This is a genomic window from Nocardia suismassiliense (genome assembly GCF_900269665.1).
Classification (GTDB): Bacteria; Actinomycetota; Actinomycetes; order Mycobacteriales; family Mycobacteriaceae; genus Nocardia; species Nocardia suismassiliense.
In genome coordinates this window covers 5,289,681-5,315,116 of record NZ_LT985361.1, presented here as the reverse complement: position 1 = coordinate 5,315,116, position 25,436 = coordinate 5,289,681, and the positions used below count along the sequence as shown (strand labels likewise).

Sequence of the window (25,436 nt, the reverse complement as noted above, 5' to 3'; positions counted from 1 at the left end):
GGGTGCCCGACTGCCTAACCCGATCGCCTCCCTCCCGAAGATCTCGAAAACAGCACCACAGCCAGTCCCCACGCCGGAACCTTCACCCTGCCCATCCCAGGTTGCGGAAGAGAAAGCCGGGAACACCACCCGACGCGCTCAGCACTATCCGGGCACCCCATCGACTGTCATAAACCTTCAGGTCAGCTCACCCCGGGAGGTCTTTGGGCGCGCGGTCCTAGACGGGTACACCCAAGGACACCCCGCCAAGGTTCACCTCCCCCGATAGGAGCAATCAAGGACTCCCCAGGTTGAGCGGTCCAGTGAGCTGAAGACCTACACAGGTTTTCCCGTGAGTAGTGCTGGGCACGTCGTGTGCCGTACCCGGCTTACCTCGGCGGTCGGTCACGCGGCGCTCGGTTCCAGCGTGGTCATCTGGCTGTGGTTGCGTTTCGAGATCTCCGGGAATGGAATACGTTGCGGGAGAGAGAGGGTGCGGATTTCGCTGGCAGCGGCCCGCTTTCATGAACGACGGGACATGAGGGCAGGGAGACGGGAGTAAGCACGCCATGACGTCCCGCTCGAAGCCGAGCCGATCACCCAGCGGGACATAGGGGTGGGAAAACGCGAGTGAGTCCGCCGTGATGTCCCCCTCGGCATGCAACTGCTCACTCAGCGGGACATGGCGGCGGCGGGCCGTGCGCTTTGGTGCCGCTGGGTCCCGTTGATCCTGAACGGAGCTCCGGGGGGTACGCGAAATGGCGTCAATGCTGGCGCAGCGGTGGTTGCCAGGAAGATCCGCACTGGCTCTCGGGATCTGCACCGACGGGGGTCCCAAGTGGGTGCGGATCCCGAGAGAGAGTGCGGCTGTTGGGTGGGGCGGTTCGTGCGCAACGGGAGATGGGGGTGGGCGTGCTCGCCCGCGTCCGTGTGCTGGTTGATCTCGGAATCGACCGGGCTACTGGTAGGTGGGGGNGACGAGAGGGGACGGATTGCGGCAGGAGACAACACTGCGAGTGAGTGAGTCGGGAGTGGGGGGGGTCGGGGTATCAGAACAGAGGGGAGAAGGGGAAGGGGGGGGCGGGGGGGTGGGGGGGGGAGGGGGGTGGGGGGGGGCAAGAAGAAGACGGAAGAAGAGAGAGAGGAAGGGCGAGGGGGAGAGGAGAGGGGGAGAAGAGAAAGGGGAGGGGAAGAAGGGGGGGGGGGGGAGGGGGAGGGAGAGGGGGGGGGGGGAGGGGGAAAAGGAGACCAGGTCGGCGTCGGAGCGGACGAGCCAGGTGCAGCCTTGTTCCGCGTCGGCGGTGAAGTCGCCGTGGCGGATGAGGGCGGGGCGCCAGAAGTAGGTGCCGGGCCACATTTTTCCGAAGTTGTAGTCGAATCCGCCTGCTAGGCAGTAGGCCTCTTCGCTGCAGGGGTGATGGGCGAGCGGTTCCTCGCGCCAGCCGGGCTTGGCCTTGATGAGGCGGGTGTAGAAGCCGGTTTCCGCGTCGCGGTGCAGGAGTTTGATGTAGAGCCCTGGGACGGGTGTGCCGCCCAGGTCGAAACGCATGGGGCTGCCGTCTTTTACGTCGATCCACGGCATTGTGGCGGTGTCGAGGACCACGAATTTCTGGTCTGCGCGGACGAAGTCGCGGTCGGTGTCGGCCGGTTCGAAGCCCCAGTCGCCGCCTTCGCGGAACAGCAGGATCTCGGTGCCCGCGGCGACGGAGAGTGGCGGCGTAAGAACACCTTTGGGTGCCGACCAGAAACCTTCGGCCGTCAGCTCGGTGTCGCCGACGGTCACCTGACCGGACAGGACGAACCACTCGGTGTCGGCGCTGTGCACCCCGGCGGGGCGGGACCAGTCGCTGAGGAAGCGGACTTTCAGTGAGGCGGAGCCATCCTCCTCGTCATAGCTGAGGTTGCGCTGTTCGGCGCTGCCGGTGGCGTGCTGGAACTCGGCGATGTGCGGGATCAGATCGCGGTCGTCGATGAGTTCGACATGTGGACGCATGGGTTCTCCTGGGGCGAGCGGTAATTCCGCTACAGAATGTACTGCTTATCAATAAGCAAAACAAGATGTATCGTTTATTGCGTGAGCAAGCCAGGACGCCCTGCGGGCCCCGCCGCCGACACCGAAGAGATCGTGCTGACCGCCGCCTTGGATCTGCTGCTGACCGAGGGCGGGACCGCCTTGACGCCGCAGCGGCTGCACACCGTCACCGGCGTGGCGCGCACCACCATCTACCGGCACTGGCCGACCCCGAGGGACTTCCTCGCCGCCCTCATCTCCGTCGCCCCGCATGCGGCGGCGCAGCCGACCGGCGACCCGGTGGCCGATCTGCACGCGGAAGTAGACCTGCTCTGTGATCGACTGCGCGACAAGCCCGTTGCGGCATTTCTACGCGCGCTGGTCACCGCCTCGTCCACCGATCCAGAATGTGTGCCGCTGCGCCAGCGTTATGTGCTGGACCTGTTCGCCCCCGTGCACCGGTCGATCCGCGCACTCGGCGTCGACTCCGAAGTAGACATCGAGGAGGCGGCCACGGCGATCGTCTCGCCGCTGCTCGTGGACGCGCTGCTGCTGGACCGAACCGCCGATCGGCAGCGCGCCCACCGCGCCGTCGACGATGTGCTGACCCGGATCGCCGACCCGATTCGCTGACAAAACCGCCGCACGCCAAGGAATTACGCAGATGACCAATGCCGTCGGCCCCCGCGCCGTCTTCGGGGTGATCGTGCCGAGCACGAACACCGTTGTCGAACACGACTATTGGCGCGCCGGGCTCTCCGGCATCGCCTACCGCGCCGGATCGATGTACATCCCGAACCCGGTGATGGGCAACGACGAGGACTTCCAAGCGCTGCTCGGACAGATCCGCGCCTCCATCGATACCGCGGTCCGTGATGTGCTCACCGCCGAACCCGATCGAATGGTCATGGGCATGTCCGCCGAGACGTTCTGGGGTGGCATCGCGGGCAACGCCGCCTTCGAGCAGCGCCTGCGTGACCGCACCGGACTGCCCGTGACCACCGGCGCGAGCTCCTGCCGGGCCGCCCTGCACGCACTGGGCTGCCATCGAATCGCGGTCTTCTCGCCCTACCAGCCGATCGCCGACATCGAGGTCGGCCGGTTCTTCACCGAGGCCGGTTTCGACGTCGCCGCGATCACCGGCCTGCGTTGTCCCACAGCACCGGACATCGCCCGGGTCGGTGCCGACCGAATACGCGAGACTGTCGCGTCGATCGACGGGCCTGACGTCGAGGCCATCGTTCAGGTCGGCACCAACCTGTCCTTCGTCGCCCAGGCCGAGCAACTCGAATACGAACTTGGCAAGCCGGTCATCGCCATCAACGCCGCCACCCTGTGGCACGCGCTGCGCGAGCACGGCTTCGACGACCGTGTCGAAGGTGCCGGACAGCTCCTGCGCGAGCACTGAACCCATCCGGCCGGACGTCGACGCAAGGCCTAGCCGGCGGATGAGACCAGTGAGTTCCACGTCTGGGTCGCCTGGTCGTAGGCGATGTGTCCCGAGGCGGCAAAGCTTTCGAGCCACCCGAGCATCGGCCACCGTCCCCAACGGCGGTGAAAGACCCTGGCATTACTGAGAATATCGTCGAGGTGCTCGATCGGCGGATCCGAGACCGGATGGTACTGATGGTAGGCGTCGGCACCGCCGGCCCATCGCAGCCGGGCACCGATGGCGGCAGCCTTGTACGCGAAGTCGGTGTCTTCCCCACCATAACCGCGGTAACGCGTGCAGAAGCCGCCGATGCGACGCCAGGTATCGGCGGTGAGCGCGAACGACAGGGACCAGAACAGGTCGAAGTCGCTGCTGTCGAAGTAGGTGCCCGCGGGCGGGTCCGGCCGTGCCGGATGCGGATCGCGGTGCCGGTGCAGAGTGGGCAGGTCGTATCCGCCGGTCGGCGCGGGCGGCAGATAGGTCACCGGCCCGCACAGCAGCAAGGGCTCGGCGGCGGCCAGGCTCTGGTACCGCTCGATCAGCCCCGGATCGGGAATGCAGTCCACGTCGAGAAACACGAGAAGTTCGGCACCACGGGTGATCGCGGTCCTGGCACCGAGATTGCGGGCGGCGGCCAACGGCAACTGTGCGTCGTGCACGTCCATCCAGACGCCGTGCGCGCGTTGCTGTTCGGCCAGCGCCATGATCTCCGGATCGCCCATGGCCACCACGACGTGTTCGTCCGGCATCCGCGAACTCATCGCCAGACCACGAAACTGATTGCGCAGGTGCGCCGTTCGACGGGCCGCCAGGGTGATGACGGCGGTCCTCACGCCGCAGACCTGCTGCCGGTAGCGATCCGGCCGATCACGGCGGCGGCGCGACCCGCAGCACCGCGGGTGTCCCACCGCCGCCACTGTCCGGTGTCGAGGCGCCGGGCCGCTTCGATCAACCCGGGCCACTCCTCGACCGCCGGGCAGCAGTCGACGGCGACCGCCATCCCCGCCTCGGCGAGAGCAGTTGCGGTGTCGTGCTGTTCACCGAACGGACGCTCCGCCGGAATCAAAATCGCGGATTTACCGGCGGCGGCGATATCGGCGACAGTGCCCTGCCCGGCATGCGAGACGACGACATCCGCGGCACACAGCCGCGGCCAGAGATCATCGACCCAGTCGTCGATACCGGCTGTCCGCCAACGGTATTGCGGATGACGTTCGGCGCATTCGCGAATCATCGCCGGTGTGAACGAGCTCCCGCCCGCTCCGGCGAGCACCAGCACGGTCGGCCGGCCAACCCCGCCGTGCCGGGGCAGCGGCGACCGCCCCGCGAATCTGCTGATGCCACCGATGTAATGGGTCTTGTGCGCATAGGGCCGCAGCCAGCCCGGCTCGTACACCGCGCGCGGCCACGCGGCGATGAGAACATCGGCGATCCGGTGCACCAGCTCGTGCGGCGCATCGGTGCGGGTGCCCGGTAGTGCCATGGTGAGCACGGGGACGCCGTGCAATCTGGCGAGCAACGCGACCTCCACCGACACGTCGACCACGAGCGCGTCGGGCTTCTCGATGGCAATCCACTGCGCGATCTCGGCCATACGATCACGCAGTCCCGCATCGGCTTTGGGTACCCAGTGCAGCGCACCGAAGGCGGTTGCGTCGGTGACGACGGGTGCCGTGTTGTCCGCGGGCAGCGTGACGACACGATCGAAGGCGGAATCGTCCTCGATCGGTAAAGACGTCAAAGCGGTGACGGGAGTGTCGAGTTCGGCGCAGATGCTCCGCGCGCGGATGAGATGCCCGGCACCGTGATGGTGAATGTAGTAGCCGATCATGCCGCGCCCCGGTGTGCTTCGGTGGACGAGGTGGCGATGAGCTGGTGATAGCGCTCCAGGTACGCCTCGACCATCGCGTCCAGACCACAGGACGTCTCGGCCCGACCCCTGGCGTGCGTGCGGGAGAGCGTGACGGCCTGCGCCGCACCGTCGGCCAGCGCGTCGACGTCACCGGGTGTGACGAGCCTGCCGCAGTCCGAATCCACGATCTCCGGGATGCCGCCGCGCGCGAACGCCGCGACGGGGGTGCCGCAGGCGAGCGCCTCGGCGACGACCAGCCCGTACGGCTCGTCCCACAGCGGAGTGACCAGCGCGGCCGCGCACGAACCGACGAGACGTGCAAGCGCCGCCTGATCCAGATGCCCGTGGTAGACCGTCTCCCGGCCGAGCCGGGGCTCGATGCTCTCGCGGAAGTACTGCGCGTCGCTGACCGGCCCCGCGAGGTGCAGCCGCCGTCCGGTGCGGCGCGCGGCCTCGATCGCCAGATGCGCGCCCTTCTCCGGAGTGAGCCGGCCGAACCACACCAGGTCGGCCCCGCCCGGCCCCGCCGGCCACGCGGACAGGTTGATCCCGTTGGGCACCACGTCGACTCCGCGCACCACGTGGTCCCAGGACTGGGCGGTATACCTGCTGACCGCGACGAAAGCGGAACCGATGCCTTTGCTGACATCGAGCGCCGATTCCAGCCAGGGCGTCGGAGGCGTGTGCAGGGTGGTGAGCATCGGCACGCCGAGGACCGGAGCCATCGCGACCGGCAAATAGTGCAGGCTGTGGTTGTGCACGACGTCGAACGAGGTCGGTGCGGTCGCGCTGAGATCTGTCATCACCGTCAGGTAGGCATGATGGTCGGCGAGGAACTGGCGTGGTGGCATCGATGAATCGGTGCTCGCCGTGGTGCTCGGGCTGAAGGCACGCACTCGCAGTATCGCGTCCGCCGCGTCCGAGTCGCTGCCGTCGGCCGCGAACAGCGTCACGCGGTGACCGCGCGACTGCAGCGCACGCGCCAGATGCCACACGTGGGCCTCGAGCCCGCCGGCGAACGGTTGCCGGATCGGATGCCGATTCGAGGCCAGCAAGGCGATGGACAGCCGTTCGGTGCTCATCGCGCCAGCACCTGTTCGTAGATGCGGCGGTGTGCCGCAGCGAGTTCGGTGCGCTCGGCCCGTCGTGACGGCCAATCGGCTCGTGGCGCCCGGCTCTCGTAGACCGCGCGGACCGCACGATCCAGTGATTCGGCATCGAAGTGCGTCTCGTCGAAACCGAAGACCGCGCAAGGCCGTTGCTGATGGTAGAAACCACAGCTCGGCGCGATGACGGCGGTCCCCAGGTCGTAACAGGCCTCCAGCCACCCGGAGTGGGTGCCGAACCGATACGGCAGCAACGATGCCGACAGCGACGAAAGATACTGCCACAGTTGCGCATCGGTGAAGTACTCGTGCACCCTGACATCGACACCCGGGCGGCGGCCGAAGTCGATCAGCGCTGCGCCGGTGTCCGGGTCGTACCAGTGGTTGCCCGGCTCGAACAACTCGTCGTGCACATCGATGCGCAGCACCGCGCCGGGCAGACCACGAATCGTCTCGGCCAGTACCTCCAGCACCGGCAGCGGATCCATGTTGGCGCGCAAGCTTTTCGCGTGCACGCCCAACACGAACTGTTCGACGGAGCGGGGTGCCTCGATCAGCCTGCGCTGCACGACATGTGGATGAGCCAGGACGTGCGGCATTCGGCCCCACTGCTTTTCGATCTCCGCCGCCGCGCCCGGTGTCAGCGTGATCAGTGCGTCGGCGGCAGGGATCAGCACATCCAGTTGTGCTCGATGCCCCCGCGGATCGGGCTGGTGCGGATTGCGCAGATCGTGCACGGTGTACACGAGCGGCTTGCCGTACGCGCGGAGCTCGCCCACGATGTCGGCCAGCACCTCGGGCTCGACCGCGTCGAAACCGAAATGGATATGGAAGACGTCGAACTGGTGCTGGTGGCGGCGAATCCACTGCGGGTCGAGCATCACCGGCGGCCACCAGCCACCCGGCACGGTGCGCCCGTCGGCGGGCCGCGGGTCCGGCAACCTCAGCACCCGGTCGGCGTGACCGACGGGGGACAGGTGCCGCACGTAGACGTGCGACGCAGGCACCGAAGCGATGCGCAGCGTGCGGCTCGGCGCGGGCAGTTGCGCACTGCCGGTGATGGTCCTGGTCATCTCCGCTGCCACCCGGGCACCATGCCGTCGCTCGCTCCCGCGCGGCGAACCAGTCGACTACCTCGCGCGATCTGCATGCCGTACCCACCCTTCCCAAATGATCATGAACCGCGTCCTCCGGACCTACCCTGGCCATCGAGCCGTAAACCCGGCCCGTTCGGCGGCCGGTATCCTGCTTTGTCGGCCGACCGGTCACCGTGTTTTCGCGGAAGCCGGTGCCGTCGCCGCGGCGGGAATCGAGACTAGAGTTGAGGTCAGTAGAGGGGAGTGCATCGTGGAGCACGCATCCGAGAACGACCCGCCGCCCCGCGCCGCCGGTCGGGAGCGGCTCGAACCCGGTGGACGCACCCGCCACGGCGTCGACAGCGGCTCCCTGTTCACCGGCATCGGCACCTTGTGTGCGACCGTGGTGCGGCTGACGGGGGTGGACGGGGCCGCGGTGGCGGTGCTGAGCTCGACCTCGCAGGCCAGGGAACTCGTCTACGCCACCGACGCCACCGCTCAGCAGATCGACGAATTGCAATTCGTCATCGGCGAAGGACCGTGCCTGGACGCCTATCGGCAGGCCGGCGTCGAACTCTGGCCCGACCTGGGCAACGACGTCGCGGCCGAGCGCTGGCCCGCGTTCGTGCCGGACGCGCTGGCCATCGGGGTGCGCGCCGCCTTCGCCTTCCCGCTGCCGGGTCGGCGGCTGCCGATCGGCGTGCTCGAGCTGTACCGCAGCACGACCGGCGAGCTGGATGCGGGAGCGCAGGAGTCGGCGGCGGCCTGCGCGGCCGCCGTCGCAGGCACGCTGTCCGCGAATTGGGCTGTGCGCGTACACAAGGCGGGCGGCGTCGAGCAGGCCATCGAGCTCAGCGAACTCGAAGAGCGCGCGGAGACCGGGGGCGAGTTCTCGCGCACCGAGGTGTATATCGCCGCAGGCATGGTGGCGGTGCAGCTGGCGGTGCCCTCCGACGAGGGACTGGATCGGTTGCGCGCCTACGCCTATGCGCAGCGGCGTTCCATCGCGGCCGTGGCGGCCGATATCGTCGCTCGTCGACTGTCCTTGCGGGGCGACCGCGACCGGATCGAAGGTGAGGAGTGATGGATACTGCGCGGACGCGGCTGGCGGTCGCGGAGCTGACCGCGACGCTGGCCACCGATTTCGATGTGCCCAGCGTGCTGTACACGATAGCCAGGCACGCGTATGAATGCTTCGACGCGTTCTCCGCGGTGCTGGTCCTGCTCGATGACCGTAATGGCCTGGCGGAGAACACGATTCACGTCGTCGCGGAGGCGCTGCGAGAAGGTCGTTCGGCGGATCCGCGGCTGCACGCGATCGGCCCCGGCTATACCAGCGCCTGCGACGGGGCGGTGACGATGATCTCGGATCTGTGGGCCCCCGATGACACCCGCTGGCCCCGCTACCGCGAGCACGCGATCGCCGCCGGTATGCGGGCGGTCCGCGCATACCCGGTGCGATGCCTGACCGCCTCGCTCGGCTCGTTGATCGTGCACACCGACGACCCGTGGGGCACCGAACGACCCAATGAGTTCGGTCAGGTCCTGGCCGACCTGACCGGGATCGCCCTGTCGCTCGGCAGTGTCGACGGCCGCCGGGTCAGCACCAGGGAAACCGCGGAGGCCGTCTTGGACGGCACCAAGGTGATCGCCGTCGCGATCGGCATCTTGGTCGAGCAGCTCGGCCTCGACGTCGAACAGGCGCGTCTCACGTTGGTTCGGCTGGCCCGGGTACACGGCGTGACACCTACCGAACAGGCGCGGGCCATCATCGCCGGGCAGGATGCCTATCCCGCCGATCCGGCCCGGTCCGGTGCGCTACATCCCCCTGCGGACCTGGCGCCGCCGAGGCGTATTGACGGCTGACGGCCGGCCTGGTCCGGCGAAAGCGGCTCCCCGCCTTGATCTCTTGCACTCCCTCGAGCACAGTGCTACAAAAAATCTATGTCCGGGAATGCAGGTTATCTAGACGACGTTGTAGAGCATGAGTTAGATATCTCCTAGTTGGGGCAAGACGAAAGGGCGTGCGGCAGAAGCTCGTAAGGGGTGTCCAAACGATGGCCGACCAAGATCTGGTATCCGACGACCTCGCGACGGGTCTGACGGAGTTGACCCGGACGCTGGTCGCGGCGCGCGATATCGAGCAGGCGTGGGACGAGGTCGCCGCCATCGCCGCGCGCATGGTGCCCGAGCAGCCGATGGCCGCTGTCACGCTGAAAATGGGTGGCCACGTCCGACTGGTAGCCGCCACCGACGCGCCGGTGGCGCGGATCGAGGAAGTCCAGCACCGTAGCGGGCGTGGCCCTGTGCTGGAGGCGCTCGATACCGCTGCGCCGGTGTCGGTTCCGGATATCGGCGCCGAGCAGCGCTGGGCAGAGTGCCGGGCGGAAATGCTCGCCGAGGGTATCCGGTCCGTGCACTGCGAGCCGCTGATCGCGGACGGCCCGCCGATCGTCGCGCTGAATTTCTATTCGACGATCCCGCACGCGTTCGACCGGCGGGCCCGCCGGTTGATCACGATCATCGCCGCGGTCGTCGCTGCGGCGACCGCGGCCGCACGGCAGGCGGAGTTGAGTGAGCAGCTGCGTGCGGCGCTGGCCTCACGGTCGGTGATCGATCAGGCGTTGGGCATCATCATGGGTCGCGAGCGCTGCACCCGCTCGGACGCCGCGGCGACCCTGCGCGATGTCTCGCAACGCCGCAATACGAAGCTGGCGGTCGTCGCCGCCGACGTTATTCGCCGTTGTACCGGCGCCGATCCCGAGGGCCTGCACTTCAATGAACCCGGCCGCCCACCCGTGCCGCCGGGTAAACGGACCGGCTCACAGCATCCTCGGTGAGAACCGTTGCCACGCCCCGGCGCTACCGCGGTAGCGCCGGAGCCCCGGCCCCTCCACCGACGTCCTGTCCCGAGTGCCTGTGCAGCGAAACCGGCGGTACAGCTTTCATGAGGTACTCACGGTGCGTCGTGCTGGGTGTCCTCGTTGTCGGCCGCCCCATCGGGGCCCGGCCGCAGTAATGCCTGCATGTCTTCACCTCCTTACCCTCGTCGGAGTGTGGATCAGATAGTCAGCTCGCCGCCTGCCGGTGAGAGGCCGGTGGACACGGATTCGCCGCGCGCACTTCCGTTTTCCGCGCGATCAGGCCGGAAGCCGGTGTGCCGCTGATTCAGCAGGGCCACGACCTCCGCATCGGAAACCGCGGGCAATTCGCGGTACCACGGCCGGATCGACCCGGACAGTGGCGGCGTTTCCAAGCAGACGACGTCGTCGGCGACGCCGCGCAGCGCACGCACCGCGCGCGGGGCACCGAGCGGCGTGGCCACCACTACCCGTCGCGCACCGCGGGCCCGCGCGATCGCGACCCCGACCCGGGCGGGGGCCGCACAGGTCACACCGTCGGTGACGATGACCGCGGTGGCACCGTCGAGAGCAAGGGCGCCGCCCTCGCCGCGGTAGCGAGTGAGGCTGCGCCGTAACTGTTCTCGCGCCTCCCGTTGCACCGCGAGCTGTTCCGGATGGGAGACGAGCGCGCGGGCGATGACGTCCTCATCCAGCACACACACGTCGTGTTCGCCGAGTGCGCCGAACACCAGCCACGGCTGGTACGGGACTGTCAGTTCGCACACGACCGCGATATCCAGTCGCGTCCGCAGCACGTCGGCCACCTCATGGGCGACCACGACACCGCCCCCGCCGACGCCGAGCAAAACCACATCCTGGCCGCGAAAATGCCGCAGCTGCTGCGCGAGTCGGCGGCCTGCTTCACGACGATCGAGAAAAGACATAGTGCTCCCAAGTCCGGCGTTGCTGGGGGTAAGCCACTCTTCGGGACTCGGAAACAGGACCGAACTTTACGCCGCGAGACCGAGTGAACAAACGATTTTCACAACATTTGCTACGCCCGGCGCAAAGCCAGGTTTGCGTGTCCGGGCAGGAGGCGCGTAAACGAATCCAGGCCGACCCCAGAAGGGGCCGGCCTGGATTCGTCGATAGATCAGGCGAGATCGAAGCGATCGTTGTCGACGACCTTGACCCACGCGGCGACGAAGTCGTTCACGAACTTCGCCTCGGCGTCCTGCTGGGCGTACACCTCGGCGACCGCCCGCAGCACCGAATGTGCGCCGAAGACAAGGTCATTGGCGGTGGCGGTCCACTTGGTCTGGCCGGAGGAGCGGTCAACGCCCACGTAGACGTTCTCCGCCGAATCCGAGGCCTTCCACTCCGTGCTCTGGTCGAGCAGGTTGACGAAGAAGTCGTTCGTCAGCACGCCCGGCCGCTCGGTGAACACGCCGTGCTCGGTGCCGCCGTAGTTGGCGCCCAGCGCGCGCAGGCCGCCGATCAGCACCGTCAGTTCCGGTGCGGTCACGTCGAGCATGTATGCGCGGTCGAGCAGCAGACGCTCCAGCGGCGCCTTCTCGCCGGCCCGCACGTAGTTGCGGAAACCGTCGGCGCGCGGTTCGAGCACCGCGAACGACTCCACATCGGTGCTCTCCTGCGACGCGTCCGTCCGGCCCGGCGCGAACGGCACCGTGACGTCGTGGCCCGCGTCCTTGGCGGCCTTCTCGACCGCCGCGGAACCGGCGAGCACGATCAGGTCGGCCAGCGAGACCTTCTTGCCGCCGGTCGCCGAACCGTTGAAGTCCTGCTGGATCTGCTCGAGCACCGGCAGCACCTTGGCCAGCTCGGCAGGCTCGTTGACCTCCCAGTTCTTCTGCGGCTCCAGCCGGATCCGGGCACCGTTGGCGCCGCCGCGCTTGTCGGTGCTGCGGAAGCTCGCTGCCGACGCCCACGCGGTCTTCACCAGCTGCGCGACCGAGAGGCCGGACTCGAGCACCTTGCTCTTGAGCGCCGCGATGTCCTGCTCATCGATCAGCTCGTGATCGACGTCGGGCACCGGGTCCTGCCAGATCTGCGGTTCGGGCACCCACGGTCCGAGGTAGCGGCTGACCGGTCCCATGTCGCGGTGCAGCAGCTTGTACCAGGCCTTGGCGAACGCCTCGGCCAGTTCCTCGGGGTGGTCCAGCCAGCGGCTGGTGATCTCCCGGTAGATCGGATCCTCGCGCAGGGCCAGGTCCGAGGTCAGCATGGTCGGCTTGCGGGCGGGTCCGTCGAACGGATCCGGAATGCTGGCCTCGGCGTCCTTCGCCGTCCACTGCCACGCACCGGCGGGGCTCTTGGTCAGCTCCCACTCGTGGCCGTACAGGTTCTGCAGGAAGCCGTTGCTCCACCTGGTCGGGGTCGAGGTCCAGACGACCTCCAGCCCGCTGGTGATGGCGTCGCCTGCCTTGCCGCTGCCGTGGGCGCTCTTCCAGCCCAGGCCCTGCTGCTCGAGTGGAGCGGCTTCGGGCTCGGGGCCGACCAGGTCGGCGTCGCCCGCGCCGTGTGTCTTGCCGAAGCTGTGCCCGCCGACGATCAGCGCGGCGGTCTCCTCGTCGTTCATTGCCATGCGGCCGAACGTCTCTCGGATGTCGCGGGCCGAGGCCACCGGATCCGGCTGGCCGTTGGGGCCCTCCGGGTTCACGTAGATCAGGCCCATCTGCACGGCGCCGAGCGGACCCGACAGCTCGCGGTCACCGCTGTAGCGCTCGTCGCCGAGCCAGGTGTCCTCCGGGCCCCAGAAGACCTCTTCGGCCTCCCAGATGTCCGGGCGGCCGAAGCCGAAGCCGAAGGTCTGGAAACCCATCGACTCCAGGGCCACGTTGCCCGCGAACACGAGAAGGTCGGCCCAGGAGATCTTGTTGCCGTACTTCTGCTTGACCGGCCACAGCAGGCGGCGCGCCTTGTCCAGGTTCGCGTTGTCCGGCCAGCTGTTCAGCGGCGCGAAGCGCTGGGCGCCTTGCCCGCCGCCGCCGCGGCCGTCGGCGATGCGGTAGGTGCCCGCCGCGTGCCAGCTCATCCGGATGAACAGGCCGCCGTAGTGGCCGTAGTCGGCCGGCCACCAGTCCTGCGAATTGGTCATCACCGCGGCGACGTCGGCCTTCAGCGCGTCGACGTCGAGCTTCTCGAACTCCGCGGGGTAGTCGAAGTCCTCGCCCAGCGGGTTGGACTTGGAGGAATGGGCGTGCAGCACCGACACATCGATCTGCTCCGGCCACCAGTCCTTGTTGGTGCGCGGACGGCCCTCCTTGACGGTCGGCGACGGGATCGCCGGATTCTCACTCTCGCTTGCGCTTCGGGTTTCGGTGTCCGGAGTGGGCGGGCGGCTTTCGGATGACACAGAATTCCTTCCTGATCGAGTTATCTGGGCTGTGGTCAGGGATGCGATGGGGCGGTCGATGCGGCCGAGCAGTCGGGGCACAGACCCCAGTAGATGACCTCGGCCTCGTCGATCGAGTAGCCGTGGTCGTCGGAGGCGGTCAAGCACGGTGCCTCGCCGACGGCGCAGTCGACATCGGCGATGGCCCCGCAGTTCCGGCACACCACGTGGTGGTGGTTGTCGCCGACCCGCGTCTCGTATCGCGAGACCGAGCGCGACGGTTGGATGCAGCGGAGCAGGCCCGCGGCGGTGAGCGTGTGCAACGAGTCGTACACCGCCTGGTGCGACACCGTCGCCAGCTGGGATCGCACGGCGCGGATGATCGAGTCCGTGTCGGCGTGCGGATGGTTGTGCACCGCGGTCAGCACCGCGACGCGGGGGGCTGTCACGCGCAGCGAGACTTCCCGCAACATCTGCTGGAACTCTGTGGCCGTCGTCACGTCGGAGAGTCTGGTCCCTTTTCTGGAATGAGTCAAGCATTTGTTTCGCGATCGAGCACAGGCGGATTGGGGCGGCCGATAGCGGGTACGCGCCGAATGTCAGTCGTTCGTCGGATCGGTCGGAGGTTATTGCTGTGTCGGAGCAGGGAAGCGGGCCCCGCGAGGGTGTCGAAGGTGTCGTCGAGGACGTGAAGGGCAAGGCCAAGGAGGCGGCCGGCGTCGTCACCGGAGACGAGAACCTGAAGGGCGAGGGTCAGGCTCAACAGGACAAGGCCGAGTCCGAACGCGAAGCCGCGGCCAAGGAAGCCGCCGCGGAGAAGGCGCGCGCCGAGGCCAACGTGGACGAAGCGCGGCAAGCGAGCCATCAGCACGACGGTCAATAGCGCTACGCGCACACCCGTGGCTGGTGGGTAGGCGAATTCGCCTACCCACCAGCCTTTTTCGGGTGCACTCCGGTCGAGGCGGTAATGCTCGGCGGCGCACTGTTTGCCGGGTCGCTCGGCGGGCATCTTCCCGAGCATGGAAACTCCAGCGACGGTCGGTGTCGAAGAGGAATTCTTGTTGGCCGATCCGGACACCGGCGCCCCCGTCCCCAAGAACATCGAAGTGGCCCGCACCGCCGAGGACGTCGGTGTGGAGTTGCAGCTCGAACTGACCAGTTGTCAGGTGGAGACCAGCACGGGGGTGCACTCCGACACCGCGGCACTGCTGAAGGAGCTCGGCCAACTGCGCCGTGACGTCGCGGCCTGCGCCGAGCGCAACGGTGCCCGCCTGCTCGCCGTCGCGGTGCCGCCAACAGTTCCCGAGCAGTACCCCGTCACCGAAACACCCCGCTACCAGCGCATTGCGCGCGAATTCGGGATGATCGCCCGGGAGCAGGGCCTGTCCGGTTGCCACGTTCATGTGGCGGTTCCGGATCGTGAAGTCGCCGTGCAGGTCAGCAACCACCTGCGGCCCTGGTTGCCGGTGTATCTGGCCATGACCGCGAACTCGTCGATCTATCGCGGCTCGGAAACCGGGTATGCCAGCTGGCGCAGCATCCTGTGGCGGCGGTGGCCGAGCGCGGGTCCGCCGCCGTACTTCGACTCGCTCGACGACTACGAGAGCATGGTCGACATGATGCTGTCCAGCGGCAGCATCATGGATCGGAAGATGGTCTATTGGGATGTCCGGCCGTCGGAATCCTTTCCGACCGTTGAGGTTCGGGTGAGCGACGTCCCCGCCACGGTTGCCGAGACCGCGTTGCTGGCAACCCTGGTCCGGGCGACTGTGCTGACCGCATTGGCCGCCATCGAGCAGGGGCGCACCGCTCCTGACGTACCCGCGGAGGTGCTCCGCGCCGCCTACTGGAACGCCGCGCGCTCAGGCCTCGACGGGGAGGGCTTGGATCCGCTCACCCGCCGCGTCGCACCTGTCCGCACGTTGATATCCGGATTGGTCGACCACACCCGATCCGCCCTCGACGAACTCGGCGCCTACCCGTTCGTCACCGAGACGCTGGCCGAACTGTCGCAGCGTGGCAACGGCGCCCGCCGCCAGCTCCGCGCCCTGCGCACCCGCGGCGAAATCACCGATGTCACAGCCGAACTCGCGACCGCGACGTTGGAAGGTTGCCAGTAAAAGTGGCAGCGGGCGCGCTGGCCCGCCGACCCGGGGGTTTGGGCCGGGCGACGCCGGTTACCACCCAGTAGAGGCGGATGCGTCCGACTCATTTGTGGATCGAATCAACCGACCCCGCGATCCGGGTGCACCAGCGCAGCCGATCGCCACGTAGACGGGAGAATTCATGACCCAGCAGGACGTTGTCGCGCAGCTGAAGCAGGACATCACCACGGCCGAGGACGCCGACGACAAGGCGACCGCCGATCGGCTCCGCGCCGAACTGGCGGAGGCGCAGCGTGCGGCCGGTGGGGGCGAGGAGAGCCGATCATGATGGTGTCGATAACCGAGGTCTAGTCATGGCTTTCGATCTGACCCCGACGGCGGCCCAGCACGACCTGGCCAAGCGCGCGCACGAGTTCGCGCAGGACTGCATCAGGCCGGTCGCGCAGCAGTACGACCAGGCCCAGGAGTTCCCGTGGCCGGTCCTCGAAGAGGCCGCCGAGCGAGGGTTCTACAGCCCGCTGTTCTATCGCGACCTGATCGGCGACCCGACCGGCTTGTCGCTGCCGATGTTCATGGAGGAGCTGTTCTGGGGCTGCGCGGGCATCGGGTTGGCGATCGTGATGCCCGCGCTGGCCCTGTCGGCCATCGGCCAGGCCGCCACACCGGAGCAGATGTTGCAGTGGGCGCCCGAATGTTTCGGCACGCCAGGCGATCTGAAGCTCGCCGCGCTCGCTATCTCCGAACCGGAGGGCGGCAGCGATGTGCGCAACCTGCGCACCAGGGCGGTCCGTGACGGGGACGACTGGATCATCGACGGCCACAAGATGTGGATCGGCAACGGCGGCATCGCCGACGTGCACGTGGTGAACGCCGTGGTGGACCAGGAACTCGGCCATCGCGGGCAAGCGCTCTTCGTCGTGCCGGGCGGCACACCGGGTTTGCAGCTGGTTCGCAAGCTGGACAAACTGGGTTGCCGCGCCTCGCACACCGCGGAATTGAAGTTCGACCACGTGCGGGTGCCCGCCGACAATTTGCTCGGCGGCATGGAAAAACTCGAGCGCTCGCTCGCCAAGCGGCGCGAGGCGGCTCGCAACGGCGGTCGATCCGGTTCGGTAACGCTCGGTACCTTCGAACAGACCCGCCCCATGGTGGCCGCACAGGCGCTCGGAATCGCCAGGGCCGCTTTGGAATACATGACCACCTACGCGAACCGGCGCGAAGCGTTCGGCGCGCCGATCATCGACAATCAAGGCGTCTCGTTCCCCATCGCCGACCTGGCCACCCAGATCGATGCCGCACGGTTGCTGACCTGGCGGGCGTCCTGGATGGCGGCCAACGGAGTGCCCTTCGAGCGCGGTGAAGGATCGATGGCGAAACTCGCGGCCAGCGAGGTCGCCGTGCGAACCACCGAACGCGCCATCCAAACCATGGGCGGCTGGGGGTACATCACCGACCATCCGGTGGAGAAGTGGTACCGAGATGCCAAGCTGTACACCATCTTCGAAGGCACCAGCGAGATCCAGCGCATCGTCATCTCACACGCGCTCGGCGCGGTCGACGGCAGGCCGCCACTGCACGTCGACCTCGAGCCATCGGGTGGGCCGCTGAACAAGATGTTCGGCCGCGGTACCGAGGTGCGCGGCAGAGCGGCGGCCTCGGCGCTGAACATGCGCGATCACGTCCCAGGGCCGATCCTGAAGGCCGCGCTCAAGATCCTGCGCCCGCCCCGCTGAATCGGCCGCGCTCACCAAACACGCCGAGCACGCGGCAAATAGGTAAACACCGTTTGATATTCACGGAACCGGGAATCGCGAAGTCACATCCCGCCCGACGACCGGAGGTCCTAGCTCATGGCAGTGTCGCGCACCCGCCCGAACGAACCCGCTCTGATCGACAATGTGTCCGGCGTGCTCTTGACGCTGCTGTTGCTGATCGTGCTCGGCGCCCTCGTCGTCAACTACACCCTCACCGCCGCCATCCCGTACTGAGACGCTCAGTCCAAGCAGAATTCGTTCCCCTCGGGGTCGGTCATCACGATGTGGCCCGCCCCCAGCGGTGGCTCGGGATCGTGGCGCTGCACTCGTTTCGCGCCCAGCGCGACCAGCCGATCGCACGCGGCCTCCAGCGCCGCCATCCGCTCCTCGCCCTGCAAGCCGGGTGCCGCACGCACGTCGAGATGAACGCGGTTCTTGGCAATCTTGTCCTCCGGCACCTGCTGGAAGAACACCCGCGGGCCCTGCCCGTCCGGATCCTCGATGGCCGATCGTGTATTGCGCTGCTCCGGCGGCACCCCGACCCGAGCGAGGAACTCGTCCCACGCGGCCAGCGGGTCGGCGTCGGCGGGCAGCTCGATGCCGGGCGGCCCGGGATGCACGTAACCGAGCGCGTCGCGCCAGAAGGTCGACAGTGCCCGCGGGTCGTGCGCGTCGAAGGTGATCTGGATCTGGCGGCTCATCGGGCTGCTCCGTTCGTAGGTCGGTTCTGGTTCCAGACGAAGGCGTCTGCCTCCACGCGACTATCCTGACACCCCTAGCGGACAGAATCGGTCCGCTATTGCGGACAGACTGGGTGAGTGCAGATGGCAGTCGGTGACGAGCGGGGCACGACAGAACGCGTGCTGACGTTGCTCGGCCTGTTGCAACAGCGTCCGGTATGGACCGGTCCGGAACTCGCCGAGCGGCTCGGCGTCACACCGCGCACGGTGCGGCGCGATGTCGAACGGCTGCGCGCGCTCGGCTATCCGGTGCACGCCAGCCAGGGTGTCGGCGGCGGCTACCAACTCGGTCCGGGGCAGGACCTGCCGCCACTGCTGCTCGACGACGAGGAAGCGATCGCCACCGCGGTCTCGCTGCTCGTCGGTGCGGGCGGCGCGGTCACCGGCGCGGGCGATGCCGCGCTGCGGGCGCTGACCAAACTCGATCGCGTGCTGCCCACCCGGCTGCGGCACGAGGTGCGCGCGCTGGCCGGCGCGGTGGAGTCGTTCGACATCGGTTATCCGCGCGTCGATTCCGAGGCGCTGATGATTTTGGCCCGGGCCTGCCGGGACGAGGTCGAGGCGGGCTTCGACTACCCGTCCGGGGAGCAGACGCGACGGCGACGAGTCGAGCCCTATCGGCTGGTCGCCTCCGATCGGCGCTGGTATCTGCTCGCCTACGACCTCGACCGCGACGACTGGCGCACCTTCCGCGTCGACCGGATGACCGAGGTGGCCGCCCGCACCTGGCGTTTTCGTCCGCGCGCCGTACCGGATGCGGCGACCTACGTGCAGGAGGGTGTGGCGAGCCGGGTGTACCCACACCAGGCCCGCTTTTTGGTACACGCCCCGGCCGACACGGTGCGCGCACAGGTTCCGGCATCGGCCGCGGTGGTGCACCCCCGCGACGACGAACACTGCGAGCTGATCAGCGGGGCCGCGAGCCTCGACTTCGTGCTGATGCACGTGCTCCTGCTCGGATACGACTTCGAGGTACTCGACCCGCCGGAGCTGGCCGCGCGCTGCCACACCTTCGCGCAGCGACTACGTGCGGCCGGTGCGGCAGTCGCGCCGTTGCCGAACCCGGCGCAATCATGAGCCGGCCGCGCCCTGGCACCGACCGGCGTCGTGTTGTCAGAGCAGCTTGCCCGGATTCGCGGCCACCGCACGGCGCAGCGTGGGTCGATCGGCTCGGTAGGCCGCGACCACCGACGCCAGCTCGTGCGGACTGGCGCCGTGCATGATCACCGAGTGACAGCCGAGATCGAACTCCCGCGCGATCTTGCGCACACACTGTTTCGGCGTCCCGTACGCGGCCGAGTCGAGCCATTCGTCGGGGATGAGGGCGTCGAGCTGCTCGAGCACCTCGACGGAGGCGGACGCATCGATGGGTCCGGCGGCCGCGGCGTCCTGGTAGAGCTGTGTGGTGCGAATCCGCTCCCAGACTTGGGGATCCCAGCCGTTGGCGGAGATGAGCACGTCGGCGTAGGCCTGTAGGTAGGTGGCCAGCCGGCCCGTCCGCCGCCGCAATTGGTCCTCTTCGGAGAGCGCGTCGCTCGCGGTCGCCAAGCACGACCAGATCCGCACACTGTCCGGGTCTTTGCCTGCTCGTTCGGCCCCCCGACGCACTGCCGCAACGGAATTCGCGGTGGCCTCGTCGGAGAAGAAGGTGTGCAGGACGACGAAGTCGCCGATCTCGCCCGCGAGCTCGAGGGTTTTCGGGCCGACCGCGACGAAGCCGATCGGGGGTGCGTCGGCGAGTCCGTTCTGGTGGTACAGGACCGGCCACGAACCTGCGGGACCCCGGTGGTCGATGATGGTCTCACCGGCCCAGAGGCGTCGCAGAATGCCGACGAAGTCGCGCAGTTGCGCTCCGGTGACCGCGGGCAGGCCGATCGCCTGCCAGTTCGCCGCCATGCCGCGGCCGAAAGCCATGGCGTATCGGCCCTCGCTGATGGCGTGCATCGTCGAACCGATGGTCGCGGTGACCATCGGGTGCCGGGTGTGATGATTCGTGGCCGCCGCCGCGATGCCCAGGCTGGTCGTGCACCCGGCGACGCCACCGGACAGGACCGCGGAGTCCTTGACGGTCATCCGCTCACCGATCATGCACGAGCCGAGGCCGATCTCCTGCGCCGTGCGCGCCTCCGGGAACAGCACCCGGGCGTCGGCGGGATGGCGGGTAATGCAGTAGTAGGCCAGTTCGTTCAATTGCTCGATCACGAGAATGCTGCTCCTGCAACGGTTTCGGGACGATGGATGGCGACGGTGCCGATCAGGCGCCGACCTCGGCGAGCAGCTGCTCGACGAGAGACCGGTGATGGAACAGCGTCTCGATGTCGTCCGGTCGCGCCAGCTCGCCGAAGTGGACCTGCCGCCCGCCGGAGCGCATGAAGACGACGCAGTAGTTGAGCGCGGCGAACAGCGTGTACCAGGTGAGGTCACCCACCTGCACGCCCGAGTACTCGCGGTACGTCGCGACTACATCCTCGATGCGCAGAAAGTCCGGCATCCCCGGCAAGCCGAAGGTGTTGGCGATCGTCTGAAAAACGCGATGCGCGAACACCAGCCAGGCCAGGTCCAGCTCGCGGGGACCGATCGTCGACAGTTCCCAGTCGAGCACCGCGACGGGCTCGAAGTCGCGATACATGCAGTTGCCGATCCGGGCGTCGCCCCACGAGAGAACCGCCTCGTCGGCCGAGGTCTCGGGCAGATTCGCGGTGAGCCACACCAGGATCCGCTCCACCAGCGGCGACCGCCCGGAGTCACGGGCAGCGAACTCGTACCAACTCCTGGCGCGATTCAGGGTTCGTTCGAGTGGGCTCGCGCCGGGTTGGCGCGGGTCGAGAAAAGCGAAGGCGCTCGGCGCGTCCGGGATGGCGTGCAGTGCGGCGAGGGTCTGGATCGTGCGGCGCTGGAGGCGCTGCTGCTGCTCCGGACTCGCGTCGAAAAGCCAGTTGTCGCCGAAGGTGTAGGGCATGACGTCCGGCGGCACCACCCCGTCGACGCGGTCCATCAGCAGGAAGGGCGTGCCGAGCACCGCGCCGGTCGGTTCGATGAACCGCACGCGCGGCACGGGGACGTCGCCGGCTTCGGCCACGATGCGCATGACGTCGAACTGATCTTGCATGTTGTAGTGCTCAAGGACCGGAAAGTCGCCGGGGGCGGGCACTATTCGCGCGATCAGGTCGGTGACCTGTGCGACGCCGCCTTCCGTCCAGTTCAGCTGGAGCACCAGCGTCTCCGCCGACATGCCATTGCTGTCGATGCCGGACCGCAACGTGACCCTCGGGTCGGCGGGCACCGGCAGCTGGCCGGCGAGCCACTCGGTGAGACGGGGGATCAGCGTGCTGGTTTCGCGGCTGCTGCGTTGCAGTCGCATGCCCGGCTCGGCCGGTGGTGTAGACATTGGTCGCCCCTGACAAGATCGCGAACGGTATGGCCAACTGTCGGCCTGCCCGATCGCGAGTGTCAAGAAGCGTTCTCGATGAATGGGACCCGGTGCAGGCGGGCCGCGATCACCTCGACCGGACCCGGCCTGCACTCAGTGTGTCGGCATCGGCATTACCGGCGACGGCGCCAGTTCCACGAACGCGCCCCGGTGCCGACGCCGGCTAGGTGCAGTGCGACGAGCAGCAGTCCGAGGGTGGTGAGGGTGCCTGCGGTGATCTCGTCACCGAGGGTGGCATCGGTCAGATCGAACAGCAATGCGAGCCCGAACGCGACAGCGGCGGCAATGGCCATCATGGTGAACCTCCTGTGGTGCCAAGGAATTACCCGCTGTTCGTCCGCGCAACCATTCCCGTTCCGGAATTCTCGAAGAACTTCTTAACGACATTAAGAACGACACTGCGGACAATTCATGGTTCGAGAATTTGATTTACCGTGGTCCGGATCGCCCAGCCGAAGAGACCGTGTGCAGGAGTCAGTGATGCGTTCGTCCAAGCGCTATGTGGTCACCACGCTGGTGACCGTCGGCGTTGCCGTGGGTTCGTCCGGTACCACCGCCGTGGTACACGCCGAACCACCTACGTGCGCAGCAACATTCAATCTGTTCATTCCCGGCACCTGGGAGACCGACGAGGACGCCGACCCCGCGCGACCCATCGGCATGCTCGCGCCGATCGCGGAGGCGATCCAGCGCCAGCAGGGCCCGAGATCCGAAATCTACTTCACGCCATACATGGCCCGCGCCTTCGACAACGGCTACACCTACGCCGACAGCAAGAACACCGCGCTGGAGAACGCCACCGCCGCGCTGCGTGATTACGGAACCCGCTGCCCCACAGCACGATTCACCATCAACGGATACAGCCAGGGTGCCGACGCCGCAGGCGATCTGGCCGCCGCCATCGGCAACGATCGCGGTCCGGTGCCCGCCGATCGCGTCCTGGCCGTCGGCCTGCTCGCCGACCCCGGCGCGGGCACGCCGGGCGAGACGATCGTCGGTCCGGGTACCGCAGGCACCGGCATCGCCGACCCGCGGCCGCAAGGCATGGGCAAACTCTCGGGACGGGTCACTTCGATCTGCGACCCCAAGGACCTGTACTGCTCGATCCAGAAGAGCGCCAACCCACTGCTCGGCGCGCTGGGCTCGATCCTGAGCAAGGCACTCAGCGGTGGTGCGCCGCCGCCGGACGCGAATTTCCCGATCGGCGCCGCGCTGACCTCGGACTTCTCCAAGGCGGACCTGCCAGGACTGGCGACCACCGTGGCCGGACTGACCGCAGGCCTCGCTGCCCCCTCGGGGGTCGATCTGGCCCAGGTCCGCGGCAGTGCGGAAAAGTTGCTGGACACCCTGAACCCGCTTGTAGACCTCATCGATTCCGGCGCGGCCAACCCCGCTGCCACGGCCCAGCTGGTCGCCGCGCCGACCGGTACCGCCGAGCGCGACGCGGGGGAGGTGCTGACTCAGCTCGACCAGTCCGACCTGTCGGGCGCCGTCGCGGCCATGACCACGATCGCCGACACCGCGACCGAACTGCTGGACAACGGCGTCGGCACGCTGCGACCGAATTCTCCCAAAGCCCGCTCGCTGCGCGCCGCGGCCAAGTCGGTCCGGCGTGAGGTCGCGCCGCTGGCCGCCGCCTCGCCCGAAACCCTGGGTGCCGCAACAAGAGTCCTGTCGCTGCTCAAACCCACCGTGCTGGTCGACCAAGCGCTCGATGTCGCCGCCGACGTCACCACGTTCGACTTCCCCCGGATCATCGACAATCTCCTGCTGCTGCCGCAGAAGATCGTCGCGATGGACGCGGAGGGTGCCAACCAGGTCGCCGCCGAGCTGAACGATCAGCTGCAACCCTTGCTGAAACTCGTTGGCACCGTTGACCTGAAGTGGATCTCGCAGGTGCTGTCGGTGATCCCGGACGCGCAGGGCTTCACCGAGGTGGCGGCGCAGGTCACCTCGATCCTGTCCAACTTCGACATCACCCGGCTGGTGCAGATCATCGGCCGGATCCAGGACGTCGCCTGGTCGGTGCTGACGAAGCTGGTGCCGCCGCCGGGGCAGGCGCCCGACCTGGCCGGCGCGGGCGTCGCCCTGTCCGGCCTGCTGCCGATCGGGGCCGACTTGGCCGCGGCCACAGTCGATTTGCTCACCGGCAAGGCGCAGCAGACCCCGCCGGTGGTGCTGGGCAGGCGGGCCGGCACCCCGGCGAAGACCATCGCGGAGCCGAACCTCGACCTCGAAGATCTGACCGGCCCGCTCAGCCGGATCACGACCTTCCACGACATCAACCTGGTCAACCTCATCGTCGACGGCCTCAGTGCCGCAAACTTTGTCGCGTCCGGCGCGCACGTGAACTACGGATCCCTGGTGGTCGACGGCGCCGGTCGCAACGCCGTCCAGTGGCTCGGCGACTGGATGAACCAGCGGATCGGCCACGTCAAATGACACCCGAAAGTGGCTGCCGGGCAGCGGGTTACCCCGCTGCGCCGACTATCCGACGACCTGACCCGGCTGCCTGCTCTCGAACGCGCCCGGCGCGAATCGTTGTGTGCCGACCGATGTTCGGCGCTCCGCGGTGCGATCGGTCGCGTGCAGTAGCGACTTCGCGGGCTGCCAGAAGCGCAGCAGGGTTTGTTCGTCGGGGACGTCGGCCCCACGGGCGGTCGGTTCGCCCGCCGGTTCGCCGCTGTTGTCGCTGAGCCGCTGGGCCGCCAGCACCAGCTCGGCGACCATACGAATGTTCTCCTGGTCGTCCTCGATGACGCTGGTCTCGATCAGCTCGTCGACGGCGGTCGGCAGCGGCAGCACGTAGCGGGCGACGATCTCGGCCGCGTCGTGGATCTCCATCCGTCGGCGGTGCAGCCGTTCCTGCGGCGAAACGTTCCAGTTGTCGGCCCATTTCAGCTGGAAGACGACCTGCGGCGCGGCGGCGGTCAGGTCCCGCCAGAGCGGATACACCCGGCGCGCGGCGCGTGATTCCCGGTCCAGCCGCAGCAGTTGCACCACGGCCTGCACCGAGGACGGCAGGAACACCATGATCAGCGCGCTGAAGAAGAACAGTCCCGGCTCGCCGGTGGCGAATCCCTCGGCCACCATGTTGTACGCGTTGTCGGTGAACGCGCTGCCCGCTCCGGCGGCGTCCAACGCCACCGAGACCGCGATGAGGCAGGCGGGCAGCGAGCTGGCGATACCGAAGATGACCAGGGCGGCCACCGTGAGCCGTTCCCGCAATGTGGTCGTCCGCCACATCGTGCCCCTGGTTTTCAGCACGTAGTAGTAGGTCGAAACAATAACGGGCAGAGCGGAATACAGCCCGATGTAGACGCCGTAGCGCCAACCGCCGTACTCGGCGATGGACGACATCCCGTTGGCCCGGGCGGGCGCGCTCAGCAGCAGGAAGGCCAGGCCGATCGCCACCGACGTGCCGATCACGACCTTGAACTGGATCCGGTACCGCACCGGCCCGTTCTCGTGCAGCAGCGCCATGCCGAGTCCGCAGGCCCACGCCGTGACGGTCAGCCAATGCCAGGTGTCGAACACGGTGGGCAGGCCGCCGGGGACGAGCCGGGAGATCGGGCGCGCGAAGAGCGGCTCACGCAGGATGGCCGCTACCGCGTCGAAGCCGAGCAGGATGTTGATCATGCGGCCGAACACCGAGGTGTGCAGGGTCAGCGAGAGCCGGATCAGGGCGATGACCACGATGAACAACGTCGCTGAGACGGTGACTCCCGCGGGTAGGTGGTCGTGCGGCCACAT

The 25,436-nt window shown here is 67.9% G+C and carries 25 protein-coding genes; 12 read left to right on the top strand and 13 right to left on the bottom strand.

What is annotated here, in order from left to right:
• Positions 1 to 937: 937 nt before the first annotated feature.
• Positions 938 to 1,972, bottom strand: a complete 1,035-nt coding sequence (locus tag DBO33_RS23600) for a DUF4437 domain-containing protein (RefSeq protein ID WP_234390998.1) — start codon at positions 1,970 to 1,972, stop codon at positions 938 to 940.
• Positions 1,973 to 2,053: 81 nt separating this feature from the next.
• Between DBO33_RS23600 and DBO33_RS23595 the strand changes: the two genes are divergently transcribed.
• Positions 2,054 to 2,623 carry a TetR-like C-terminal domain-containing protein gene (locus DBO33_RS23595; protein WP_107657000.1) on the top strand — a complete coding sequence of 190 codons (570 nt, stop codon included), beginning with the start codon at positions 2,054 to 2,056 and terminating at the stop codon, positions 2,621 to 2,623.
• A 31-nt stretch (positions 2,624 to 2,654) separates the two neighbouring features.
• A complete protein-coding gene (locus tag DBO33_RS23590; RefSeq protein WP_107656999.1) occupies positions 2,655 to 3,398 on the top strand; it encodes a maleate cis-trans isomerase family protein in 744 nt (247 codons plus the stop codon).
• 29 nt (positions 3,399 to 3,427) lie between these two features.
• Here DBO33_RS23590 and DBO33_RS23585 read toward each other — a convergent pair whose 3' ends face one another.
• From DBO33_RS23585 to DBO33_RS23570, 4 genes are read right to left on the bottom strand one after another with little or no spacing between them, the layout of a single operon-like run.
• Positions 3,428 to 4,255 (bottom strand): glycosyltransferase family 2 protein, encoded by an 828-nt coding sequence (locus tag DBO33_RS23585; RefSeq protein WP_107660530.1) that lies wholly within the window; start codon positions 4,253 to 4,255, stop codon positions 3,428 to 3,430.
• Entirely contained in the window at positions 4,252 to 5,253 is a 1,002-nt protein-coding gene (locus DBO33_RS23580) for a glycosyltransferase (RefSeq protein ID WP_107656998.1), read from the bottom strand. The genes DBO33_RS23585 and DBO33_RS23580 overlap by 4 nt, the downstream gene beginning before the upstream one ends.
• Positions 5,250 to 6,356: a glycosyltransferase gene (locus tag DBO33_RS23575; RefSeq protein WP_107656997.1), complete on the bottom strand. Its 1,107-nt coding sequence runs from the start codon at positions 6,354 to 6,356 to the stop codon at positions 5,250 to 5,252. The genes DBO33_RS23580 and DBO33_RS23575 overlap by 4 nt, the downstream gene beginning before the upstream one ends.
• On the bottom strand, positions 6,353 to 7,453 hold the full coding sequence (locus DBO33_RS23570) for a glycosyltransferase family protein (protein WP_107656996.1): 1,101 nt from the start codon (positions 7,451 to 7,453) through the stop codon (positions 6,353 to 6,355). The genes DBO33_RS23575 and DBO33_RS23570 overlap by 4 nt, the downstream gene beginning before the upstream one ends.
• A gap of 274 nt (positions 7,454 to 7,727) precedes the next feature.
• Here DBO33_RS23570 and DBO33_RS23565 point away from each other — a divergent pair, with 274 nt between their 5' ends.
• The 3 genes from DBO33_RS23565 (at position 7,728) to DBO33_RS23555 (ending at position 10,296) form a co-directional block, all read left to right on the top strand.
• Positions 7,728 to 8,540 carry a GAF domain-containing protein gene (locus DBO33_RS23565; RefSeq protein WP_107656995.1) on the top strand — a complete coding sequence of 271 codons (813 nt, stop codon included), beginning with the start codon at positions 7,728 to 7,730 and terminating at the stop codon, positions 8,538 to 8,540.
• Positions 8,540 to 9,322: an ANTAR domain-containing protein gene (locus DBO33_RS23560; protein WP_107656994.1), complete on the top strand. Its 783-nt coding sequence runs from the start codon at positions 8,540 to 8,542 to the stop codon at positions 9,320 to 9,322. The genes DBO33_RS23565 and DBO33_RS23560 overlap by 1 nt, the downstream gene beginning before the upstream one ends.
• Positions 9,323 to 9,513: 191 nt before the next feature.
• A complete protein-coding gene (locus tag DBO33_RS23555; protein WP_107656993.1) occupies positions 9,514 to 10,296 on the top strand; it encodes a GAF and ANTAR domain-containing protein in 783 nt (260 codons plus the stop codon).
• Between the two features lie 221 nt (positions 10,297 to 10,517).
• On the opposite strand, the gene DBO33_RS23550 is transcribed toward DBO33_RS23555, so the two are convergent.
• The 3 genes from DBO33_RS23550 to DBO33_RS23540 all read right to left on the bottom strand — a co-directional run bounded on the left by DBO33_RS23550 (position 10,518) and on the right by DBO33_RS23540 (position 14,154).
• On the bottom strand, positions 10,518 to 11,243 hold the full coding sequence (locus DBO33_RS23550) for a phosphoribosyltransferase (RefSeq protein WP_107656992.1): 726 nt from the start codon (positions 11,241 to 11,243) through the stop codon (positions 10,518 to 10,520).
• 209 nt (positions 11,244 to 11,452) lie between these two features.
• A complete protein-coding gene (gene katG, locus DBO33_RS23545) occupies positions 11,453 to 13,675 on the bottom strand; it encodes a catalase/peroxidase HPI (RefSeq protein ID WP_107656991.1) in 2,223 nt (740 codons plus the stop codon).
• Positions 13,676 to 13,710: 35 nt separating this feature from the next.
• The gene (locus tag DBO33_RS23540) at positions 13,711 to 14,154 is read right to left on the bottom strand and encodes a Fur family transcriptional regulator (RefSeq protein ID WP_107656990.1); all 444 of its coding nucleotides are present in this window, start codon (positions 14,152 to 14,154) and stop codon (positions 13,711 to 13,713) included.
• Positions 14,155 to 14,288: 134 nt separating this feature from the next.
• Here DBO33_RS23540 and mbp1 point away from each other — a divergent pair, with 134 nt between their 5' ends.
• The 5 genes from mbp1 to DBO33_RS42955 all read left to right on the top strand — a co-directional run bounded on the left by mbp1 (position 14,289) and on the right by DBO33_RS42955 (position 17,747).
• Positions 14,289 to 14,537 (top strand): microaggregate-binding protein 1, encoded by a 249-nt coding sequence (gene mbp1 / locus DBO33_RS23535; protein WP_107656989.1) that lies wholly within the window; start codon positions 14,289 to 14,291, stop codon positions 14,535 to 14,537.
• A gap of 136 nt (positions 14,538 to 14,673) precedes the next feature.
• A complete protein-coding gene (locus DBO33_RS23530) occupies positions 14,674 to 15,774 on the top strand; it encodes a glutamate--cysteine ligase 2 (protein WP_107656988.1) in 1,101 nt (366 codons plus the stop codon).
• Positions 15,775 to 15,940: 166 nt separating this feature from the next.
• Positions 15,941 to 16,087, top strand: coding sequence for a hypothetical protein (locus DBO33_RS42960; RefSeq protein WP_159080446.1), 147 nt, complete (start codon positions 15,941 to 15,943; stop codon positions 16,085 to 16,087).
• Between the two features lie 25 nt (positions 16,088 to 16,112).
• Positions 16,113 to 17,492: an acyl-CoA dehydrogenase family protein gene (locus DBO33_RS23525; RefSeq protein ID WP_107656987.1), complete on the top strand. Its 1,380-nt coding sequence runs from the start codon at positions 16,113 to 16,115 to the stop codon at positions 17,490 to 17,492.
• 117 nt (positions 17,493 to 17,609) lie between these two features.
• Positions 17,610 to 17,747 carry a hypothetical protein gene (locus tag DBO33_RS42955; RefSeq protein ID WP_159080445.1) on the top strand — a complete coding sequence of 46 codons (138 nt, stop codon included), beginning with the start codon at positions 17,610 to 17,612 and terminating at the stop codon, positions 17,745 to 17,747.
• 5 nt (positions 17,748 to 17,752) lie between these two features.
• Here the strand turns inward: DBO33_RS42955 and DBO33_RS23520 are convergent, their stop codons facing one another.
• The gene (locus DBO33_RS23520) at positions 17,753 to 18,214 is read right to left on the bottom strand and encodes a VOC family protein (protein WP_107656986.1); all 462 of its coding nucleotides are present in this window, start codon (positions 18,212 to 18,214) and stop codon (positions 17,753 to 17,755) included.
• 123 nt (positions 18,215 to 18,337) lie between these two features.
• On the opposite strand from DBO33_RS23520, the gene DBO33_RS23515 reads away from it, so the two are divergent.
• Positions 18,338 to 19,330 (top strand): helix-turn-helix transcriptional regulator, encoded by a 993-nt coding sequence (locus DBO33_RS23515; protein WP_107656985.1) that lies wholly within the window; start codon positions 18,338 to 18,340, stop codon positions 19,328 to 19,330.
• Between the two features lie 36 nt (positions 19,331 to 19,366).
• On the opposite strand, the gene DBO33_RS23510 is transcribed toward DBO33_RS23515, so the two are convergent.
• The 3 genes from DBO33_RS23510 to DBO33_RS23500 all read right to left on the bottom strand — a co-directional run bounded on the left by DBO33_RS23510 (position 19,367) and on the right by DBO33_RS23500 (position 21,979).
• The gene (locus tag DBO33_RS23510) at positions 19,367 to 20,452 is read right to left on the bottom strand and encodes a TIGR03857 family LLM class F420-dependent oxidoreductase (protein ID WP_107660529.1); all 1,086 of its coding nucleotides are present in this window, start codon (positions 20,450 to 20,452) and stop codon (positions 19,367 to 19,369) included.
• Positions 20,453 to 20,507: 55 nt separating this feature from the next.
• Entirely contained in the window at positions 20,508 to 21,641 is a 1,134-nt protein-coding gene (locus tag DBO33_RS23505) for a phosphotransferase family protein (RefSeq protein ID WP_199856727.1), read from the bottom strand.
• A 155-nt stretch (positions 21,642 to 21,796) separates the two neighbouring features.
• Positions 21,797 to 21,979 carry a hypothetical protein gene (locus DBO33_RS23500; RefSeq protein ID WP_107656983.1) on the bottom strand — a complete coding sequence of 61 codons (183 nt, stop codon included), beginning with the start codon at positions 21,977 to 21,979 and terminating at the stop codon, positions 21,797 to 21,799.
• A 184-nt stretch (positions 21,980 to 22,163) separates the two neighbouring features.
• Here DBO33_RS23500 and DBO33_RS23495 point away from each other — a divergent pair, with 184 nt between their 5' ends.
• Positions 22,164 to 24,125, top strand: a complete 1,962-nt coding sequence (locus DBO33_RS23495; RefSeq protein ID WP_107656982.1) for a cutinase family protein — start codon at positions 22,164 to 22,166, stop codon at positions 24,123 to 24,125.
• A gap of 45 nt (positions 24,126 to 24,170) precedes the next feature.
• Here DBO33_RS23495 and DBO33_RS23490 read toward each other — a convergent pair whose 3' ends face one another.
• Positions 24,171 to 25,436: a DUF6545 domain-containing protein gene (locus DBO33_RS23490; RefSeq protein WP_107656981.1), complete on the bottom strand. Its 1,266-nt coding sequence runs from the start codon at positions 25,434 to 25,436 to the stop codon at positions 24,171 to 24,173.

What these genes read in the sequence shown, in the direction of transcription:
- DBO33_RS23590 (WP_107656999.1), top strand. Translation starts at nt 2,655, where the DNA reads ATGACCAATGCCGTCGGCCCCCGCGCCGTCTTCGGGGTGATCGTGCCG.
- DBO33_RS23580 (WP_107656998.1), bottom strand. Translation starts at nt 5,253, where the DNA reads ATGATCGGCTACTACATTCACCATCACGGTGCCGGGCATCTCATCCGC.
- DBO33_RS23575 (WP_107656997.1), bottom strand. Translation starts at nt 6,356, where the DNA reads ATGAGCACCGAACGGCTGTCCATCGCCTTGCTGGCCTCGAATCGGCAT.
- DBO33_RS23570 (WP_107656996.1), bottom strand. Translation starts at nt 7,453, where the DNA reads ATGACCAGGACCATCACCGGCAGTGCGCAACTGCCCGCGCCGAGCCGC.
- DBO33_RS23560 (WP_107656994.1), top strand. Translation starts at nt 8,540, where the DNA reads ATGGATACTGCGCGGACGCGGCTGGCGGTCGCGGAGCTGACCGCGACG.
- DBO33_RS23555 (WP_107656993.1), top strand. Translation starts at nt 9,514, where the DNA reads ATGGCCGACCAAGATCTGGTATCCGACGACCTCGCGACGGGTCTGACG.
- DBO33_RS23550 (WP_107656992.1), bottom strand. Translation starts at nt 11,243, where the DNA reads ATGTCTTTTCTCGATCGTCGTGAAGCAGGCCGCCGACTCGCGCAGCAG.
- DBO33_RS23530 (WP_107656988.1), top strand. Translation starts at nt 14,674, where the DNA reads ATGGAAACTCCAGCGACGGTCGGTGTCGAAGAGGAATTCTTGTTGGCC.
- DBO33_RS42960 (WP_159080446.1), top strand. Translation starts at nt 15,941, where the DNA reads ATGACCCAGCAGGACGTTGTCGCGCAGCTGAAGCAGGACATCACCACG.
- DBO33_RS23525 (WP_107656987.1), top strand. Translation starts at nt 16,113, where the DNA reads ATGGCTTTCGATCTGACCCCGACGGCGGCCCAGCACGACCTGGCCAAG.
- DBO33_RS42955 (WP_159080445.1), top strand. Translation starts at nt 17,610, where the DNA reads ATGGCAGTGTCGCGCACCCGCCCGAACGAACCCGCTCTGATCGACAAT.
- DBO33_RS23520 (WP_107656986.1), bottom strand. Translation starts at nt 18,214, where the DNA reads ATGAGCCGCCAGATCCAGATCACCTTCGACGCGCACGACCCGCGGGCA.
- DBO33_RS23515 (WP_107656985.1), top strand. Translation starts at nt 18,338, where the DNA reads ATGGCAGTCGGTGACGAGCGGGGCACGACAGAACGCGTGCTGACGTTG.
- DBO33_RS23505 (WP_199856727.1), bottom strand. Translation starts at nt 21,641, where the DNA reads ATGTCTACACCACCGGCCGAGCCGGGCATGCGACTGCAACGCAGCAGC.
- DBO33_RS23500 (WP_107656983.1), bottom strand. Translation starts at nt 21,979, where the DNA reads ATGATGGCCATTGCCGCCGCTGTCGCGTTCGGGCTCGCATTGCTGTTC.
- DBO33_RS23495 (WP_107656982.1), top strand. Translation starts at nt 22,164, where the DNA reads ATGCGTTCGTCCAAGCGCTATGTGGTCACCACGCTGGTGACCGTCGGC.
- DBO33_RS23490 (WP_107656981.1), bottom strand. Translation starts at nt 25,436, where the DNA reads ATGTGGCCGCACGACCACCTACCCGCGGGAGTCACCGTCTCAGCGACG.